Origin of the sequence: Paraburkholderia sp. SARCC-3016 (genome assembly GCF_031119615.1) — a bacterium.
GTDB lineage: Bacteria > Pseudomonadota > Gammaproteobacteria > Burkholderiales > Burkholderiaceae > Paraburkholderia.
Window position 1 is genome coordinate 105,937 of the sequence record NZ_JAVHZD010000003.1, and the last position, 19,021, is coordinate 124,957.

At 65.1% G+C, this 19,021-nt stretch carries 16 protein-coding genes and 2 pseudogenes; 14 read left to right on the top strand and 4 right to left on the bottom strand.

What is annotated here, in order from left to right; translation table 11 throughout:
- The first annotated feature begins 87 nt into the window (after positions 1–87).
- The 5 genes from QYH69_RS04540 to QYH69_RS04560 all read left to right on the top strand — a co-directional run bounded on the left by QYH69_RS04540 (position 88) and on the right by QYH69_RS04560 (position 5,341).
- Positions 88–804, top strand: a complete 717-nt coding sequence (locus QYH69_RS04540) for a paraquat-inducible protein A (RefSeq protein WP_308830712.1) — start codon at positions 88–90, stop codon at positions 802–804.
- Positions 805–811: 7 nt separating this feature from the next.
- Positions 812–1,537 carry a paraquat-inducible protein A gene (locus QYH69_RS04545; protein ID WP_308830713.1) on the top strand — a complete coding sequence of 242 codons (726 nt, stop codon included), beginning with the start codon at positions 812–814 and terminating at the stop codon, positions 1,535–1,537.
- Complete coding sequence (locus QYH69_RS04550; protein ID WP_308830714.1) at positions 1,530–3,170, top strand: MlaD family protein; 1,641 nt, start codon at positions 1,530–1,532, stop codon at positions 3,168–3,170. Before QYH69_RS04545 ends, QYH69_RS04550 begins: the two co-directional genes overlap by 8 nt.
- Complete coding sequence (locus QYH69_RS04555; RefSeq protein ID WP_308830715.1) at positions 3,167–3,925, top strand: PqiC family protein; 759 nt, start codon at positions 3,167–3,169, stop codon at positions 3,923–3,925. The genes QYH69_RS04550 and QYH69_RS04555 overlap by 4 nt, the downstream gene beginning before the upstream one ends.
- Before the next feature lie 117 nt (positions 3,926–4,042).
- A complete protein-coding gene (locus QYH69_RS04560) occupies positions 4,043–5,341 on the top strand; it encodes a class I SAM-dependent RNA methyltransferase (protein WP_308830716.1) in 1,299 nt (432 codons plus the stop codon).
- A 57-nt stretch (positions 5,342–5,398) separates the two neighbouring features.
- Here QYH69_RS04560 and QYH69_RS04565 read toward each other — a convergent pair whose 3' ends face one another.
- The 3 genes from QYH69_RS04565 to QYH69_RS04575 all read right to left on the bottom strand — a co-directional run bounded on the left by QYH69_RS04565 (position 5,399) and on the right by QYH69_RS04575 (position 8,445).
- A complete protein-coding gene (locus QYH69_RS04565; protein ID WP_308830717.1) occupies positions 5,399–6,853 on the bottom strand; it encodes an NAD(P)(+) transhydrogenase (Re/Si-specific) subunit beta in 1,455 nt (484 codons plus the stop codon).
- Entirely contained in the window at positions 6,854–7,177 is a 324-nt protein-coding gene (locus QYH69_RS04570) for an NAD(P) transhydrogenase subunit alpha (protein WP_308830718.1), read from the bottom strand.
- A gap of 116 nt (positions 7,178–7,293) precedes the next feature.
- Positions 7,294–8,445: a Re/Si-specific NAD(P)(+) transhydrogenase subunit alpha gene (locus tag QYH69_RS04575; RefSeq protein WP_308830719.1), complete on the bottom strand. Its 1,152-nt coding sequence runs from the start codon at positions 8,443–8,445 to the stop codon at positions 7,294–7,296.
- Positions 8,446–8,705: 260 nt separating this feature from the next.
- On the opposite strand from QYH69_RS04575, the gene QYH69_RS04580 reads away from it, so the two are divergent.
- The 4 genes and pseudogenes from QYH69_RS04580 (at position 8,706) to QYH69_RS04590 (ending at position 12,126) form a co-directional block, all read left to right on the top strand.
- Positions 8,706–9,182 carry an NUDIX hydrolase gene (locus QYH69_RS04580; RefSeq protein WP_308830720.1) on the top strand — a complete coding sequence of 159 codons (477 nt, stop codon included), beginning with the start codon at positions 8,706–8,708 and terminating at the stop codon, positions 9,180–9,182.
- Between the two features lie 47 nt (positions 9,183–9,229).
- Positions 9,230–10,294: pseudogene (gene mnmA / locus QYH69_RS04585) on the top strand (tRNA 2-thiouridine(34) synthase MnmA); the annotation flags it as partial.
- Positions 10,295–10,426, top strand: a pseudogene (locus QYH69_RS36025) (aminomethyltransferase beta-barrel domain-containing protein); the annotation flags it as partial.
- 89 nt (positions 10,427–10,515) lie between these two features.
- Complete coding sequence (locus QYH69_RS04590) at positions 10,516–12,126, top strand: FMN-binding glutamate synthase family protein (RefSeq protein WP_308830722.1); 1,611 nt, start codon at positions 10,516–10,518, stop codon at positions 12,124–12,126.
- Positions 12,127–12,203: 77 nt separating this feature from the next.
- On the opposite strand, the gene QYH69_RS04595 is transcribed toward QYH69_RS04590, so the two are convergent.
- Complete coding sequence (locus QYH69_RS04595) at positions 12,204–12,815, bottom strand: glutathione S-transferase N-terminal domain-containing protein (protein WP_308830723.1); 612 nt, start codon at positions 12,813–12,815, stop codon at positions 12,204–12,206.
- 180 nt (positions 12,816–12,995) lie between these two features.
- On the opposite strand from QYH69_RS04595, the gene QYH69_RS04600 reads away from it, so the two are divergent.
- The 5 genes from QYH69_RS04600 to purH all read left to right on the top strand — a co-directional run bounded on the left by QYH69_RS04600 (position 12,996) and on the right by purH (position 18,892).
- Positions 12,996–14,468 (top strand): aminopeptidase P N-terminal domain-containing protein, encoded by a 1,473-nt coding sequence (locus QYH69_RS04600; RefSeq protein ID WP_308830836.1) that lies wholly within the window; start codon positions 12,996–12,998, stop codon positions 14,466–14,468.
- Positions 14,465–15,649, top strand: a complete 1,185-nt coding sequence (locus QYH69_RS04605) for a UbiH/UbiF/VisC/COQ6 family ubiquinone biosynthesis hydroxylase (protein ID WP_308830724.1) — start codon at positions 14,465–14,467, stop codon at positions 15,647–15,649. The genes QYH69_RS04600 and QYH69_RS04605 overlap by 4 nt, the downstream gene beginning before the upstream one ends.
- Positions 15,650–15,986: 337 nt before the next feature.
- Positions 15,987–17,051 (top strand): tRNA dihydrouridine synthase DusB, encoded by a 1,065-nt coding sequence (gene dusB, locus QYH69_RS04610; protein WP_308830725.1) that lies wholly within the window; start codon positions 15,987–15,989, stop codon positions 17,049–17,051.
- Entirely contained in the window at positions 17,048–17,281 is a 234-nt protein-coding gene (locus tag QYH69_RS04615) for a Fis family transcriptional regulator (RefSeq protein WP_075158126.1), read from the top strand. Before dusB ends, QYH69_RS04615 begins: the two co-directional genes overlap by 4 nt.
- Positions 17,282–17,326: 45 nt before the next feature.
- Positions 17,327–18,892 (top strand): bifunctional phosphoribosylaminoimidazolecarboxamide formyltransferase/IMP cyclohydrolase, encoded by a 1,566-nt coding sequence (gene purH, locus QYH69_RS04620; RefSeq protein ID WP_308830726.1) that lies wholly within the window; start codon positions 17,327–17,329, stop codon positions 18,890–18,892.
- Positions 18,893–19,021: the final 129 nt, after the last annotated feature.

A 19,021-nucleotide genomic window follows, 5' to 3' on the forward strand; every position in this document is an offset into this window, starting at 1 on the left:
TTTTTGCGGCCCGCCCGCGGAGAGCGGCGCGCCTGCCAGGGCAAGCGCCGCCGACCGCCGAACACTTAACGTTCTGCTCTAGTACGCATGGAACAAGACCGCCTGATTGCATGCCACGACTGCGATGCGCTGTTTCAGAAGCCGCGGCTCGGCCGGCGGCGCCTCGCGCGCTGCCCGCGCTGCGGGGCCGTGCTGTACGGCAGTTCAACGGGACGTCTCGATCCGATCTGCGCGATGACAATGGCCGCGCTGATCACGTTCCTGATCGCGCAGACCTTCCCGATCATCGAGCTCGAGGCCAATGGCATCACGTCGCAGGCGAGCCTGTTCGGCGCAATCGAAGTGCTGTGGACCGAAAACATGCAGATCGTCGCCGTCATGGTGTTCTGTTCGACGATCCTCTTTCCTCTGACCGAACTGCTCGCGCTGCTGTACGTGCTGCTGTCGGTGCGTGCGGGCTTTGTGCCGCTCGCATTCCATCAGGTCATGCGCGCGATCCAGTTCGTGCGGCCGTGGGGCATGATCGAAGTGTTCATGCTCGGCACGCTCGTCACGATCGTCAAAATGACGAGCGTCGCGCGCGTGATACCCGAAGCGGCACTCTTCGCTTTCGGCGCGCTGACGCTGATGTTCGCGGTAGTCGTGACGTTCGAGCCGCGCACGCTATGGGAGATTGCCGACACGCTGACGCGGCACAGAACACGGCAGACGCGGCGGCGCATGCGGCGCACGAAGGAACTCGCCAAGGCCGCCGCGCAGCGGCCCGGCAGCAACCCGGCGGGCACGTCGTCGCGCGGGGGATGAGCACCCGATGAAATACCTGACGGCCTCGCGCGCCGGTCTGATCTCGTGCCACGCATGCGGGCGCGTGCAGAAGCGCGCGCGCTTTGCGAGCCCGGACCATGCGCCGCAGCGCTGCGAGCGGTGCCGCGCGCCGATGCACCGGCGCAATCCGGACAGCCTGATGCGCACGTGGGCACTGCTGATCGCGGCCGCCGTGCTCTACATTCCCGCGAACCTGCTGCCCGTGCTGCACACCACCTCGCTGGTCGGCACCGAGAACGACACGATCATGAGCGGCGTCGTTTACTTTTGGACCTCGGGCGACTGGCCGCTTGCGATCATCGTGTTCGTCGCGAGCATTCTCGTGCCGATGATGAAGCTCACGGTGCTTGCGCTGCTCAGCATCACCACGCAGCGCCGTTCGCGCTGGCGGCCGCACGAGCGCACGACGCTGTATCGCGTCGTCGAGCGGATCGGACGCTGGTCGATGCTCGATATCTTCGTCATCACGCTGACCGTCGCGCTCGTGCGCTTCAAGTCGCTTGCCGAGATTACCGCGGGGCCCGGCGCGATTGCGTTCGGCTCGGTCGTCATTCTGACGATGCTCGCGTCGATGCAATTCGATCCGCGCCTGATCTGGGACAACATCGAAACCGGACCGCCGCCGCGGCGCCGACCGGGCACCACCGACAACGGCAGCACGCCCCCTTCCTCCAAAGACTCCCGGCAACCCCAGGACACGCCCCATGAATAGTCCACAAGACCCGACGCCCGACGCGCCGCGCCACGATCCGGCCGGACCGGACGTGCCCGAGCCCGATATCGACACGCGCCGCCGCTGGCTACCGTCGCTCGTGTGGGTGATTCCGCTGATCGCCGCGCTAATCGGCGTCGCGCTCGTGATCCAGTCGATCTATCAGAAAGGCCCGACCATCACGATCAGCTTCAGCTCCGCGGAAGGGCTCGAGCCGGGCAAGACGAAGGTCAAGTACAAGGACGTCGACATCGGCTACGTGAAGCAGATCAAGCTGTCGAACAATCATTCGCGCGTGCTCGTCTATGTGCAGCTGTCGAAGGAAGCCGACGACTTCGCGGTGAAAGACAGCCGCTTCTGGGTGGTCAGGCCGCGCATCGGCGCAAGCGGCGTGACGGGCCTGAGCACGTTGCTGTCGGGGTCGTATATCGGCGTCGACGGCGGCCGTTCGACCGAGACGCAGACCGAATTCGTCGGCCTCGAAGCGCCGCCGGCTGTTACCGTCGACCAGAAAGGGCGGCAGTTCACGCTGCGCGGCGAGTCGCTCGGCTCGATCGATATCGGCTCGCCCGTTTACTACCGGCGCGTACAGGTCGGCCAGGTCACGGGCTTCTCGCTCGACAAGGACGGCACCGGCGTGACGGTGCAGGTGTTCGTCAATGCGCCGTTCGACCAGTACGTCGGCACGAACTCGCGCTGGTGGCACGCAAGCGGCGTCGACCTGCGGCTCGATTCGAGCGGCTTCAAGCTCAACACGCAGTCGCTCGCGACGGTGATCGTCGGCGGCCTTGCGTTCCAGTCGCCGCCGGGCCAGGCGGTCGGCGTGCAGGCGCCGAACAATATGACGTTCCGTCTCGGCGACGACGAAAGCGATGCGATGCGCGAACCCGACGGCGAACCGGTGCGCGTCGTGATGAACTTCAACCAGTCGCTGCGCGGGCTGTCGGTCGGCGCGCAGGTCGACTTCCGCGGCATTGTGCTCGGTCAGGTGACGAGCATCGGCGTCGAATACGATCCGAAGATCCGCAACTTCACGATGCCGGTCACGATGAACCTGTATCCGGACCGTCTGCGCCGCCGCACGCGCGACGCGTTGCCGGCGCCGGGCACGCCGTCGAGCAACGATCTGCTGCAGGCACTCGTCAGGCATGGGCTGCGTGGCCAGTTGCGCACCGGCAACCTGATCACCGGTCAGCTGTATATCGCGCTCGACATGTTCCCGAATGCGCCGAAGGCATCGGTCGACGCATCGCACGATCCGCTCGAGCTGCCGACCATGCCGAACTCGCTCGACGAACTGCAGTTGCAGATCGCGGACATCGCAAAGAAGCTCGACAAGATTCCGTTCGACCAGATCGGCACGAACCTGAACACGGCGCTAGCGCATGCGGACAAGCTGTTCTCGCAAGTCGACTCGGAGCTGCTGCCACAGGCGCGCGATACGCTCGCGGCCGCGAAGCAGACGTTCGGCTCGGCCGAGCAGACGTTGCAGCAGGATTCGCCGCTGCAATCCGACGTCCATCAGGCGCTGCAGGAATTGACGCGCACGCTGCAGTCGCTGAATGCGCTGTCTGATTATCTGGAGCGCCACCCCGAGTCGCTCGTCCGCGGAAAACCAGGAGATAACAAATGACGTTTGCGTGGCTCACCCGTTCGTTGCGAGCGCCGCGCGGCACGGCGGCGCGGTCCGGTTCCGGCGGCAAGGCTGCTGGTGCGCTCACGGCAGGCGTACTGTGCGCGCTGGCGCTGGCGGCATGCTCGTCCCCGTCGAGCCGGTTCTATACGCTCTCCACCGGCGATTCTTCTTTCGCGCCGAATGCCGCCACTTCCGCCGTCGCGAATCCGGCGTTTCTGATCGAAATGACGCCCGTCGATGTGCCACCGCAGGTCGCAAGGAACCAGTTCGTGGTGCAGACGAGCAACAACCAGGTCGACGTGCTCGAACAGGAGCGCTGGGCGTCGCTGCCGGGCGATGAGATCCGCCGCGCGTTGTCGAACGCGCTCACGCGGCAGCTTGGCACGATCGATGTGTTCGGCACGCCTTATCCGGACCGCGTGCCGGTCTATCGGGTCAAGGTGAACGTGCAGCGCTTCGAATCGTGGCCTGGTTCGCACGCGCTCATCGATGCCGTATGGAGCGTGCGCGCGGTGCGCACGCAGGCGCTGCTGACGTGCCGCACCGTGGCGAGCGTGCCGGTTGCGGGCGGCTACGATGCGCTCGCCGTCGGGCATCAGCGCGCGGTCCAGCAGATTTCGGGCGAGATCGCCGATGCGGTGCGCGCCCTGTCCGCCAACCCCACGCGCGGCGCGACGCCGGCGTGTCCGAGCGCTTCGGTGCAGGCGACGCCAACGGCGGCCGCCATGCCGAAGGCCGGTGGCGGCAGCTAGGGAGATCGGTTCGCGCCGCCATCCCGGGGAAAAGCCGCCCGTGCGACCGCGTACAATGGCGGCTTACTCCACGCCCGACGCGTTCCGAACCGCGTCCAACGCCCTGCGGCCCGCTCCATGTCTTTCGATTTTTTCGTCCCCTGCCCGCGCGGCCTCGAAGCCGCGCTTGCCGCCGAACTCACCGCGATCGCCGCGACGCATCTGAACGGCGCGCCGTTTACCGCGGGCGCGCAGGTCCCCGGCGGTGTGCACTTTGGCGGCGGCTGGGCGGCCGGTATGGCCGCCAATCTGCATTCGCGCATCGCGAGCCGGGTGCTGCTGAAAATCGCGCAGCGCCCGTATCGCAACGAGCAGGACGTCTATGCGCTCGCGCTCGAGCAACGCTGGGAACAATGGTTTTCGGCGAATGAAACGCTGCGCGTCGATGTGACCGCAATCAAGTCGCCGCTGCGCAGCCTCGAATTCGCGACGCTGCGTGTGAAAGATGCGATCTGCGATCGCCTGCGCGAAGTCAGCGGCGCGCGGCCGAGCATCGACACCGGCGCACCCGACGTGCGCGTGTTCGCGTTTCTCACCGCGACCGAATGCACGCTGTATCTCGACACCTCGGGCGAGCCGCTTTTCAAGCGCGGCTGGCGCCTCGACAAAGGCGCCGCGCCGCTGCGCGAGAACCTCGCAGCCGGCATTCTGCGGCTGACGGGCTGGACGCCGGGCACGCCCCTTTACGATCCGATGTGCGGCAGCGGCACGTTCCTCGCCGAAGCGGCGCAGGTCGCGTTGAATATCGCGCCGGGCACCGACCGGCGCTTCGGCTTCGAGAAGCTCAAGCAATACGACGTCGGCGCGTGGCAGACGATGAAGGTTGCGGCGCAGGACGCGAAGCGCGCCGCGCGCGCCAACGCAAACCGCGCTGACCTGCAGATTTTCGGCAGCGACATTTCCGGCGACATGCTCGACAAGGCGCGCGCGAACTTCGAACGCGCGGGCTTTCCGGGGCTGCCGCTCAAGCAGGTCGACGCACGCGGCATGACGCCGCCGACCGACACAGCGGGCATTCTCGTCGCGAATCCGCCATACGGCGAGCGTATCGAAGTGCGCGGCCGCGGGCCGCGCGGCGAAGTTCGCGCGCCGAGCCGCGAGCGCGAGCATCGCGACGATCGCGACGAACGGTTTCATCGCACGCATTCGGATACGCCCGACAGCGAATTTTTCCAGTCGCTCGGCGATGCGCTGAAGCAGCGCTTCACCGGATGGCATGCGTTCGTTCTGACGTCCGATCGCAAGCTGCCCGGCCAGCTCCGGCTGCGCGAATCGGCCAAGACGCCGCTTTACAACGGCGCGCTCGAATGCCGGCTGTTCCGTTTCGATCTCGTGGCGGGCAGCGTCAAACAGAAGCCCGCTGCGGCCTCGGAGTAATCGCGAAGGCCTGGGTGCGCGGCAACCGCCCGTTTGCCGCGCCCCGGCCCGTATCGCTCACTCGACCGACTTCACCATATCCTCGATCACCTTCTTCGCATCGCCGAAGACCATCATCGTCTTGTCCATGTAGAAGAGATCGTTGTCGAGGCCCGCGTAGCCGGCCGCCATCGACCGCTTGTTGACGATCACGGTGCGCGCCTTGTACGCCTCGATGATCGGCATGCCCGCGATCGGCGATTTCGGATCGTTCTTCGCCGCCGGATTCACGACGTCGTTGGCGCCGAGCACGAGTACGACGTCGGTCTGGCCGAACTCGTTGTTGATGTCGTCCATCTCGAAGACGAGGTCGTACGGCACTTCGGCTTCGGCGAGCAGCACGTTCATATGCCCCGGCATACGGCCCGCCACCGGATGGATCGCATAGCGCACGTCGATGCCTTTCTCCACGAGCTTGTCGGTCAGTTCCTTCAGCGCATGCTGCGCGCGCGCAACGGCAAGCCCATAACCGGGCACGATCACGACGGTTTCGGCATTGCCGAGCATGAACGAGGCGTCTTCCGCCGAACCCGATTTCACGGGCCGCTGCTCCTGCGCGCCGCCGGCGGCGGCCGCACCCGGCTCCGCGCCGAAGCCGCCCAGAATCACGTTGAAGAACGAGCGGTTCATCGCCTTGCACATGATGTACGACAGAATCGCACCGGACGAACCGACGAGCGAGCCCGCGATGATCAGCATTGCGTTGTTCAGCGAAAAGCCGATGCCCGCGGCGGCCCAGCCCGAGTACGAGTTCAGCATCGACACGACGACCGGCATATCGGCGCCGCCGATCGGAATGATGATCAGCACGCCGAGCACGAACGCGATCAGCGTCATGATGACGAACGGCAGCCACGACTGCGTCAGAAAGAAGATGATGCCGAAGCCGATCATCGCGAGCGCGAGCAGCAGATTGATCGTGTGCTGGCCCGCGTAGACCACGGGCGCGCCCTGGAAAAGGCGAAACCTGTACTTGCCCGACAGCTTGCCGAAGGCGATGACCGAACCCGAGAACGTGATCGCGCCGACGAACGTGCCGATAAAGAGCTCGATGCGGTTACCGTACGGCAGGAAGTTCGGATACGGCGCACCCTCGGCCGCGAGACCGAACGCGGCCGGCTCCGACACCACCGCATAAGCGATGCACACCGCTGCCAGACCGATCAGCGAGTGCATTGCCGCGACGAGCTCGGGCATCTTCGTCATCTCGACGCGCGCGGCGATGAACGCGCCGATCGCGCCGCCCACCACGAGCCCGCCGAACAGCAGGCCGAGCCCAAGCGGCAGATCGGTGCCGAAGAGCGCCGCCTGCCTGACGATCAGCGCAATGGTCGTGACGATCGCGATCGCCATGCCGACCATGCCGAACACATTGCCCGCGCGTGCGCTCTTCGGATTCGACAGGCCCTTCAACGCCTGGATGAAGCACACCGACGCAACGAGGTAGAGCAGCGTAACGACGTTCATGCTCATTTACGCGCCCTCCTTGCCCGGAGCGGCGAGCTTCTTCGGCTCCTTCTTCTTGAACATCTCGAGCATGCGCCTTGTCACGAGAAAGCCGCCGAATACGTTGACGGCCGCGAGCGCGACCGCGACCGTGCCGAAAAACTTGCCCGGCCCGACCGTGAGTCCCGCCGCGAGCATCGCGCCGACAATCACGATCGCCGAGATCGCATTGGTCACCGCCATCAGCGGCGTATGCAGCGCGGGCGTGACGTTCCAGACCACGTGATAGCCGACGTAGATCGCCAGCACGAAAATGATCAGGTTGATCACCGTGTGGTTGATGACTTCCATCGCCAATTCTCCTTGTGCGTCCTTGAGAGCGTACTGAAGCGTTGTTTTGCGGTGCTCGCGCAGTGCGCGCGCGGTGCTTGTGCGGTGCCTGTGCGCTTGCGACCGGCTCGTGACGATCAGGCTGCGCGCGCCACCGCGCCATCGCGCACGAGCAGCGTGGCCGCGACGATATCGTCGGTCAGATCGATGTTGAGCGTGCCTTCCTTCGTGACGATCAGCTTCAGGAAGTCGAGCAGATTGCGCGCGTACAGCGACGACGCGTCGGCCGGCACCATCGCCGCGAGGTTCGTGTAACCGACGAGCGTCACGCCGTGCCTGACGACCACCTTGTCCGCTTCGGTCAGCGGACAGTTGCCGCCGCGTCGACCCGCCTCGCCTGCGACTTCCGCACCGCGGCCGGCCGCCAGATCGACGAGTACGGAGCCGGGCTTCATCGACTGCACGGTGTCCGTCGAAATCAGCGTCGGCGCCGCGCGGCCCGGAATCAGCGCGGTCGTGATCACCACGTCGGCCTGCTTCGCGCGTTCGTGCACGAGCGCCGCCTGGCGCGCGAGCCACGACGGCGGCATGGGCCGCGCGTAGCCGCCGACGCCTACGGCCGCTTCGCGCTCCTCGTCGGTTTCGTAGGGCACGTCGAGAAATTTCGCACCGAGCGATTCGATCTGTTCCTTGACCGCGGGCCGCACGTCGGACGCTTCGATCACGGCGCCGAGGCGCTTCGCGGTGGCAATGGCCTGCAGGCCCGCGACGCCCGCGCCGAGTATCAGCACGCGCGCGGCTTTCACGGTGCCGGCCGCGGTCATCAGCATCGGCATGAAGCGTGGATACAGGTCCGCGGCGAGCAGCACTGCCTTGTAACCGGCAATATTCGCCTGCGACGACAGCACGTCGAGACTCTGCGCACGCGTCGTGCGCGGCGCCGCTTCGAGCGCGAAGGCGGTGACGCCTGTTGCGGCGAGGCGCGCGGCGTTGTCTGCGTTGAACGGATCGAGCATGCCGACCAGCGTCGCGCCGCGCTTCATCGACGGCAATTCGGCTTCGGTGGGCGATTGGACCTTGAGAACGAGATCGGCGGCGAAGGCCGTTGCCGCATCGGTCATTTCCGCGCCGGCGGCGGAAAAGGCGTCGTCGGGAAAGCTGGCGGGCACCCCGGCGCCGCTTTGCACCGTCACGCGGTGGCCCTGCGACACGTACTTTCTAACCGTCTCGGGCGTCGCGGCGACGCGGGTTTCGTAGGCGCGCGTCTCGGCTGGCACTCCGATGTGCATCGTGAACTCCTCCTCGACCTTCTTGTTTGACGGACTTGCCGACGAGGGCTCGCCGGCTTGCTTACTGCAACGGCTACGGCGTCACTTTAACCGAAACCCCAGCGCGCGCATTAAATTTGTCGGCCGTCGCGCGGCACGGGAAAGCCGCAGACGCGCGACGGCGCCTCGCCGACCCTCGTTGACCCTTGCTGTCCCTCGTCGGCCCTCGCAGGCCCACACCGGCGGGCGGCGAAACCTCGGAAACGGTAAAATATCGGCCCATGAAACCGGAAACCTGGGCTCCGCATGTGACGGTCGCGGCCGTCGTCGAACGCGACGGGCGCTTTCTCGTCGTCGAGGAACACACGTCCGCCGGGCTGCGCCTCAATCAGCCGGCCGGGCACCTCGAAACAGGCGAAACCCTCGCCGAGGCGGTCGTTCGCGAGACACTCGAGGAAACCGCGCATCCGTTCACGCCCGACGCGCTGATCGGCGTCTATATGACGCATTACTCGCGCGACGGCAGCGACGGCACGACGTATCTGAGCTTCACGTTCTGCGGTGCAGCCGGCACGCCCGGCGACCGCGCGCTCGACCCGGATATCGTCCGCACCCTGTGGATGAGCGCCGACGAAATGCGCGCGTGCGCCGAACGGCATCGCTCGCCGCTCGTGATGCAGCGTATCGACGATTACCTCGCGGGCAAGCGTTTCCCGCTCGACTTCGTGCACACGCATTCGGTCGGGCCTCCCCGATAAAGAAAGCAGCAGGCACAAAGATGAGCAAGCAGAAAGTCGTAGTGGGCATGTCGGGCGGCGTCGATTCGTCGGTTACCGCATGGCTGCTGAAGGAACAGGGCTACGACGTGGTCGGCCTGTTCATGAAGAACTGGGAAGACGACGACGACAGCGAATACTGTTCGACGCGGCAGGACTGGATCGACGTCGTGTCGGTCGCGGACCTGATCGGCATCGACGTCGAAGCGGTCAACTTTGCCGCCGAATACAAGGATCGCGTGTTCGCCGAATTCCTGCGCGAATACTCGGCGGGCCGCACGCCGAATCCCGATGTGCTGTGCAATGCGGAAATCAAGTTCAAGGCGTTCCTCGATCACGCGATGTCGCTCGGCGCGGAAATCATCGCGACGGGCCACTACGCGCGCGTGCGCGAAGTGGACGGCGGCCGTTTCGAACTGCTGAAGGCGAAGGACCACACGAAGGACCAGTCGTACTTCCTGCATCGGCTGAACCAGGCGCAACTGTCCAAAACGCTGTTTCCGCTCGGCGACATGCCGAAAACGAAGGTGCGCGAAATCGCTGAAAAGATCGGTCTGCCGAATGCAAAGAAGAAGGACTCGACCGGCATCTGCTTTATCGGCGAGCGGCCGTTCCGAGAATTCCTGAACCGCTACCTGCCGACGAAGCCGGGCCCGATGAAAACGGCCGACGGCAAGCTGGTCGGCGAGCATATCGGCCTCGCGTTCTATACGTTCGGGCAACGCAAGGGCATCGGCCTCGGCGGCAGCAAGGACGGCAGCGGCGAACCGTGGTTCGTCGCGGGCAAGGATATGCCGACCAACACGCTCTATGTCGCGCAAGGGCACGACCATCCATGGCTGCTCAGCGAAACGCTCGTCGCCGGCAATACGAGCTGGGTCGCGGGCGAACCGCCGGCCGAAGGCTTCGCGTGTGGTGCAAAAACGCGCTATCGGCAAGCCGATGCGGCGTGCACGTTCTCACGCGTGGATGTGCTGCAAGGCTCGCAGCGAAATGCGCATGGGAAACCGCAGCAAAACTCGCATCGGAATTCACATCGGAATTCGCATCAAGCGCACTTCTCGCTGCACTTCGACGATGCGCAATGGGCTGTCACACCGGGACAGTCCGCCGTGCTCTACGATGGCGACATTTGTCTCGGCGGCGGCATCATCGAACACGCGGCAACCGCGCAGCCTCAGCCGGCCACGCAAGCACCGCACGACGCGGCGCTCGCCGCGCGCTGACCAGGCTCCACGCCCTCACCCCTCGGCGGATCCGGTTCGCATGGCGACGAACGATCCCGCCGCGGCGCATTCATAGCAATGGAGTCCCCATGTTTTCTCGACGTTATCTGGCGATGTGGTGCGCGGTGCTCGCGAGCGCTGCCTGCGCGGCGCTCGCGAGCCGGTCGCTCATTTCGTGGTTCTGGCTGATCGTGCCCGCGCTCTTCGTCGCGCTCGGCGTGTGGGACCTTACGCAAAAGCGGCACGCAATCCTGCGCAACTATCCGCTGTGGGGGCACTTCCGCTTCCTGTTCGAGTTCATCCGGCCCGAGATCCGCCAGTATTTCGTCGAAGGCGATACCGATGAAAAGCCGTTTTCCCGTGTGCAGCGCAGCATCGTCTATCAACGCGCGAAAAACGAAACCGACAGCCGTCCTTACGGCACCGAAGTCGATGTGAAAGCGGTCGGCCACGAATGGATCAGCCACTCGCTCGCGCCGACACAGCTCGACGATCACGATTTCCGCATCACGGTCGGCGAGACGCGCGAGCAGCCGTATTCGATGTCGATCTTCAACGTCTCGGCGATGAGCTTCGGCTCGCTGTCGGCCAATGCGATCCGCGCGCTCAATCTCGGCGCGAAAAAAGGCGGCTTCGCGCACGACACCGGCGAAGGCTCGATGTCGAAATATCACCGCGAGCACGGCGGCGACATCATCTGGGAGATCGCCTCCGGCTACTTCGGCTGCCGCAACGACGACGGCACCTTCAACGCCGACAAATTCGCGAAGCAGGCGCGCGACCCGCAGGTGAAGATGATCGAGATCAAGCTGTCGCAAGGCGCAAAGCCCGGCCACGGCGGCGTGCTGCCGGCCGCGAAGATCACGCCGGAAATCGCCGAGACGCGCGGTGTGCCGATGGGCCGCGATTGCGTGTCGCCGGCGTCGCACTCGGAGTTCTCGACGCCGCGCGAACTGCTCGAATTCGTGGAACGGCTCCGGAATCTGTCGGGCGGCAAGCCAACCGGCTTCAAGCTGTGCATCGGGCATCCGTGGGAGTTCTTCGGCATTGCAAAGGCGATGCTGGAAACGGGCATCCTGCCGGACTTTATCGTCGTCGACGGCGCGGAAGGCGGCACCGGCGCGGCGCCGCTCGAGTTCACCGATCATATCGGCGTGCCGCTGCAGGAAGGGTTGCTGCTCGTGCGCAATACGCTCGTCGGCATCGGGCTGCGCCACAAGATCCGGATCGGCGCGAGCGGCAAGATGATCACCGCATTCGATATCGCGAAGACGCTCGCGATCGGCGCGGACTGGGTCAATGCCGCGCGCGGCTTCATGTTCGCGGTCGGCTGCATTCAGGCGCAAACGTGCCACACGGGCCGCTGCCCTACCGGCGTCGCGACACAGGATCCGGTGCGCCAACGCGCGCTGATCGTGTCCGACAAGTCCGATCGCGTGTTCAACTATCACCACAACACGCTGCACGCGCTAAAGGAAATCGTGCAGGCCGCCGGATTGCGGCACCCCGGGGATCTGCGGCCGCATCATATCGTGCGGCGCGTGTCGTCGTACGAGGTGCGGCTGATGTGCGATCTGCTCAAGTACCTCGAGCCGGACGACCTGCTCAACGGCACGTACCGCTATACGCTGTACGAGAAATGGTGGCCGGTCGCGACCAGCGATTCGTTTACGCCGCAAGTGACGAGTGTGGCGGCCTGAAGGCAAAAAGCCGCACAAAGCGTCGGAGAGCAGCGGACCGCGTCGGAAAGCAGCGTGCGGCTGACGCAGGGCGCCGCTTACTCGGTCAGCGCCGTATCGATGAACGACTGCCGCTGCGACAGTTTCTGGTAATGCTTGTCCAGATTCGGATGCAGCTCGCGCCAGTTCAGCTCCGGCATTCTGAAATCGATGTAGCTGAGCGCGCAGCCGACTGAAATATCGGCCAGCGTGTAGTGGTTGCCGGTGCACCAGGTCTTGCTGCCGAGGCCTTGCGACATCGCGACGAGGCCTTCATCGACCTTGCGGCGCTGCCGCTCCACCCAGTTCTCGCTGCGCTGCTCCGGCGTGCGCAGCACGCCTTCGAGGCGCGCGAGCACGGCGGCATCCATGACGCCGTCCGCGAGCGCCTCCCAGCAGCGCACCTCGATGCGCTCGCGCCCCGGTTGCGGAATCAGCTTGCCGACCGGCGACAGCGTGTCGACGTATTCGCAGATCACACGCGAATCGAAGACGGCCTCGCCGTCTTCCATCACGAGGCACGGCACCTTGCCGATCGGGTTGAACGTGTGAATGGTCGTCTCGTCGGACCATGGGTTCTCAAGCACCAGCTTGTAGTCGATCTTTTTTTCCGCGAGCACGATCCGCGCTTTGCGGACGAACGGGCTCGTCAGCGAACCGATGAGTTTCATCACTTCTTCTGCCTCTTCTCGTCTTCCTGATTGGCCGAAAGTATACGTGGAAAGGCGGCGTTTCAAGGGCTGCGGCCCGATCCTGTAAGCGGCGCCGCGGCTGCCTGTGGGCGGATTGCAACAATATGGCGCATAAGGCGCAGCACATTGCCATTTCTTATTGGGCGCTACAATCGCACGATGAACCTGCCGACCGAATCCTCCATCGATCCTAAAGCGGCCGTCGCCGTCTACCGCCAGCGGCGCGAGCGCGTGCTTGCCGCGCTGCGGGCGGCGGGCGGCGGCGTCGCGATCGTGCCGACCGCGCCCGAAGTGCTGCGCAACCGCGACGCCGACTACCCGTACCGGCACGACAGCTATTTCTACTATCTGACCGGCTTTACCGAACCCGAGGCGCTGCTCGTGCTCGACGCGAGCGCGGCGCCCGATGCGCCCGCGGCGATCCTGTTCTGCCGCGAGAAGAACGCCGAGCGCGAGACGTGGGAAGGCTTTCGCTACGGGCCGGAAGGCGCGCGCGATGCGTTCGGCTTCGACGCCGCGTTTGCGTTCGACGAACTCGGCACGCATGTGCCGCGCATCATCGCGGACAAGCCGGCGCTGCACTACGCCCTCGGCGTATCGCCCGAGCTCGACGCGCAGGTGCGTCAATGGCTCGATGCGGTACGCGCGCAGTCGCGCAGCGGCGTCATGGCGCCGACCGCGGTGCATGACCTGCTGCCGGTGCTCGACGAGATGCGTCTGTTCAAGGACAGTCACGAGCTCGCCGTGATGCGCCGCGCCGCGCAGATTTCCGCGCTCGCGCATCGCCGCACGATGGCCGCGTGCCGGCCGGGCATGCGCGAATACGAACTCGAAGCCGAATTGCTGTACACGTTTCGCAAGTACGGTGCGCAAGCGCCGGCATACGGGTCGATCGTCGCGGCGGGCGCAAATGCCTGCGTGCTGCACTATCCGGCCGGCAACGCGGTCGCGCGCGACGGCGAGCTGATCCTGATCGACGCCGCATGCGAACTCGACGGCTACGCATCCGACATCACGCGCACCTTCCCGGTCAACGGCCGCTTCAGCGCCGCGCAGCGCGAGTTGTACGACATCGTGCTCGCCGCGCAGCAGGCAGCGATCGACGCGACGCGCGCCGGCGTCAGCTTCGATGCGCCGCATGAAGCCGCGGTGCGCGTGCTTGCGCAGGGGCTGCTCGATACCGGCATTCTCGGGCGCGATCGGTATGCGACGGTCGACGATGTGATCGAGCAGCGCGCGTATGCGCGGTTCTATATGCATCGGACCGGGCATTGGCTGGGCATGGATGTGCATGATTGCGGCGATTATCGGGAAAGAAGCGGTGAAAGAAGCGGGAAAAAAAGCGGCAATGCCAGTGCAACGCCGGATGGCCGGAAGATGCCGCCGTGGCGCACGCTTGCGCCGTCGATGACGCTCACGATCGAACCTGGTCTCTACGTTCGCGCCGCCGAAGACGTGCCGGAAAAGTACTGGAACATCGGGATTCGCATCGAAGACGACGCCGTCGTCACCGCGACCGGCTGTGAGCTGCTCACGCGCGACGTGCCGGTCGACGCCGATGAAATCGAAGCGTTGATGCGCGACGCGCAGGCGGCTCAGGACACTGTGCTTGCCGCGCCCGGTGCCGCATGAACGCGGCGCCGTTCGACTTCGACGTGACGATTGTCGGTGCGGGCCCGGTCGGGCTTGCGCTCGCGGGCTGGCTCGCGCGGCGCAGCGCGACGCGCGCGCTGTCGATCGCGCTGATCGACGCGCGCGAGCCCGAGGATGCCGCATCCGACCCGCGCTCGATCGCTGTATCGCAAGGCAGCCGGATGATTCTCGAGCCACTGCGCTGGCCCGCCGAGGCGACCGCGATTCATCGCATTCATGTCTCGCAGCGTGGACATTTCGGCCGGACACTGATCGACCATACCGAGCACGGCCTGCCGGCGCTCGGTTACGTGCTGCGCTACGGCTCGATCGTGCACGCGCTCGCGCAGGTCGTGCAGACAACCTCCGTGCACTGGTTCAAATCGACGACGGCGCAACCGCCCGTGCAGGAAGACGACGGCGTCACGCTGCACATCGAAAGCGCCGGACCCGCCCACGTATCGCGCACGCTGCGCACGCGGCTGCTGGTCAATGCCGAAGGCGGGCTGTTCCACGAACAACAGGCGCCTCGCGGCGGCGGCACGCGCGACTACGGCCAGACGGCGCTCGTCGGCACGGTTACCGTATCGGCGCCGCGGCCGCATGTCGCGTGGGAGCGCTTCACATCGCAAGGGCCGATCGCGCTGCTGCCGGTCGGCGGCGTGCGCGGTGCGGACTATGCGCTCGTCTGGTGCTGTCCACCCGAAGAAGCGGCGCGCAGGTCGCAACTACCCGACGATGCGTTTCTGCACGAGCTCGGCGCCCCATTCGGCGAGCGCATGGGCCGCTTTACGCAGATTCGCGGACGTGCGGCATTTCCGCTCGGCCTCAATACCGTCGACGCGCTCGTGAACGGTCGCGTCGTCGCGATCGGCAACGCCGCACAGACGCTGCATCCGGTCGCCGGACAGGGGCTCAACCTCGGTCTGCGCGACGCGCATGCGCTTGCCGACGCACTGTCGCAACATGGCGCTTCGCCGCTCGCGCTGGCGGCGTTCGCGCGCAGCCGCACCCTGGACCGGCGGCTCACGATCGGCGCGACCGATACGCTCGCGCGTCTCTTCACGTTCGACTTCCCGGCGCTTGGCGCGCTGCGCGGGCTTGCGCTGACCGCGCTCGAGTTCGTGCCCCCCGTGAAAACGGCGCTTGCGCGGCAGATGATGTTCGGGCAGCGTCGCTAGCCCGTTATCCGGCAGCAGACGGGCGTCGCGCTCGGCAGAGCATCGTTGCACGCCCGGGCCGATGTGCGCGCGTGCATCGATGCGCTAGCCCGCCGCGCCGCGAACGACGCGTGTTGGTTCATCGCCGCGCGCATCCGCGTGTCCGTTCTATGACCGAACGCACTTTCATAGAAGATTTAACGGCTTATTACGCACTCAACTGTGACTGGTAGTGAGCCGTTAACGTTAAAATAGAAACTTTCCCCTCGCGATCTGCGGTACTCGCTCGTATGACGGCGCCGGCACTGTGTGCAGCGTTGCCAGGCAAAGCGGCTCACCGCGGCTGGTTCTTTTGCTCATGCCCGTTCTCGGCACGCACAATTTACGCAACAACCTTTTCGTCGCTCCCATGGCGGGCGTGACGGACCGCCCGTTCCGCCAGCTTTGCAAGCGGCTGGGCGCGGGCTATGCCGTGTCGGAAATGGTTGCGTCGAACGCGCAGCTATGGAAAAGCGAAAAGACCATGCGCCGCGCCAACCACGCGGGCGAAGTCGAACCGATTGCCGTGCAGATCGCCGGCGCCGACCCGCACATGATGGCCGAGGCCGCGCGCTACAACGTCGCGAACGGCGCGCAGATCATCGACATCAACATGGGCTGCCCCGCGAAAAAAGTTTGCAACGTCGCGGCCGGTTCCGCGCTGCTGCAGAACGAGCCGCTCGTGCAGCGCATCGTCGAGGCCGTCGTCAATGCGGTTGGCATTGGTCCCGACGCCGTGCCCGTCACGCTCAAGATTCGCACCGGCTGGAATCGCGAGAACAAAAACGCGCTCACCGTCGCGCGTCTTGCCGAATCGGCAGGCATCTCGATGCTGACCGTGCATGGCCGCACGCGCGCGGATCTCTACCACGGCGAAGCGGAATACGAAACGATCGCCGCGGTAAAGGCGGCGGTGACCATTCCTGTCGTCGCGAACGGCGACATCTCATCGCCGCTCAAGGCGCGCGACGTGCTTGCCGCAACCGGCGCCGACGCCATCATGATCGGGCGCGCAGCGCAGGGGCGCCCGTGGCTGTTCCGCGAGATCGATCATTTCCTGCAGACGGGCAGCCTGCTGCCAGCGCCGCGCATCGACGAAATCCAGCAGGTCATGAACGAGCATCTCGAGGATCACTACGCTTTTTACGGGGAGTTCACTGGCGTCCGTACTGCACGCAAGCATATCGGCTGGTACACTCGCGGCCTTTCCGGCGCCAACGTGTTCCGCCATCGGATGAATACGCTGGATACGACGCGCGAGCAACTGCTCGCCGTCAATGAGTTCTTCGACGCGCAAAAGGCGATTTCCGATCGTCTCGTGTACGTCGAAGACGTCGCGAATAACAACGGCGAACGGGACCAATCCGACTTATTAGCAGCATGAGCAAGCACAACATCGAACAATGTGTCCGCGACAGCCTGGATATGTACTTTCAGGATCTCGACGGCTCCAATCCGCACGACGTCTATGACATGGTCATCTCGTGCGTTGAAAAACCGCTGCTCGAGGTGGTGCTCGAGCAGGCCGGCGGCAATCAGTCGCTGGCCGCCGAGTATCTCGGCATCAACCGCAATACGCTGCGCAAGAAGTTGCAACAGCACGGTCTGCTGTAGCGCACGCGCCCTGCCACGCCTTCATCGGTCTTTTCCGTTTTCATCATGATCAAGCAAGCGCTCATCTCCGTTTCCGACAAGTCAGGCATCGTCGATTTCGCGAAATCGCTGTCGGAACTCGGCGTCAAGATACTGTCGACCGGCGGCACCGCGAAACTGCTCGCGGACGCGGGCCTCGCGGTTACCGAGGTGGCCGATTACACGGGCTTTCCGGAAATGCTCGACGGGCGCGTGAAGACGCTGCATCCGAAAGTGCACGGCGGCATTCTCGCGCGCCGCGATCTGCCCGAGCACGTGGCCGCACTCGAGCAGCACGGCATTCCGACCATCGATCTGCTCGTCGTGAATCTGTATCCGTTCGTGCAAACCGTGGCGAAGGAAGACTGCTCGCTCGAAGACGCGATCGAGAATATCGATATCGGCGGCCCGACCATGCTGCGCTCCGCGGCTAAAAACCATCGCGACGTCACCGTGGTCGTCGATCCCGCCGATTACGTGGCAGTGCTCGATGAAATGCGCGAGAACCGCAATACGGTCAGCTACAAGACGAACTTCCGTCTCGCGACCAAGGTGTTCGCGCACACGGCGCAGTACGACGGTGCAATCACGAATTACCTGACGAGCCTCACCGAAGAGCTGCAGCACCGCTCGCGCAACACGTACCCGGCTACGCTGAACCTCGCGTTCGACAAGGTGCAGGACCTGCGCTACGGCGAGAATCCGCATCAGAACGCAGCGTTCTACCGCGATCTGTCGGTGCCGGCCGGCGCGCTCGCGAATTACGCGCAACTGCAGGGCAAGGAACTGTCGTACAACAACATCGCCGACTCGGACGCTGCCTGGGAATGCGTAAAAACATTCGACGTTCCGGCCTGCGTGATCATCAAGCACGCGAATCCGTGCGGCGTGGCAGTGGGTGCGGATACGGGCGAAGCGTACGCGAAGGCATTCCAGACCGATCCGACGTCGGCGTTCGGCGGCATCATCGCGTTCAACCGCGAGGTGGATGAAGCGACTGCGCAAGCCGTTGCGAAGCAGTTCGTCGAAGTGCTGATCGCCCCGGCATTCAGTACCGCGGCGCGCCAGGTGTTCGCTGCGAAGCAGAATGTCAGGCTACTCGAAATCGCGCTCGGCGACGGCAATAACGCGTTCGACCTGAAGCGCGTCGGCGGCGGCCTGCTCGTGCAGTCGCTCGATGCGAAGAATGTGCAGGCGCGCGACCTGCGCGTCGTGACGAAGCGCTACCCGACGCCGAAGGAAATGGACGATCTGCTCTTCGCGTGGCGCGTGGCAAAGTTCGTGAAGTCGAATGCGATCGTGTTTTGCGGCAACGGCATGACGCTCGGCGTCGGCGCTGGACAGATGAGCCGCGTGGATTCAGCGCGCATTGCAAGCATCAAGGCGCAGAACGCGGGGCTGTCGTTGAACGGCTCGGCCGTTGCGTCGGACGCGTTCTTCCCGTTCCGCGACGGGCTCGATGTGGTCGTTGCGGCCGGCGCCACCTGCGTGATACAGCCGGGCGGCTCGGTGCGCGACGACGAGGTGATCGCCGCCGCGGACGAGCACAATATCGCGATGGTGGTGACCGGCGTGCGGCATTTCCGGCATTGAGCTACGTCGCTGGGTTGCGTCACTGGGTTACGTCGCTGGGTTACGTCACCGAGTTACGACACTGAGTTACGCCACCAGGTACATTCCGGATTCATCGCGCGGCCCGGCAGAACACCACTGCCGGGCCGT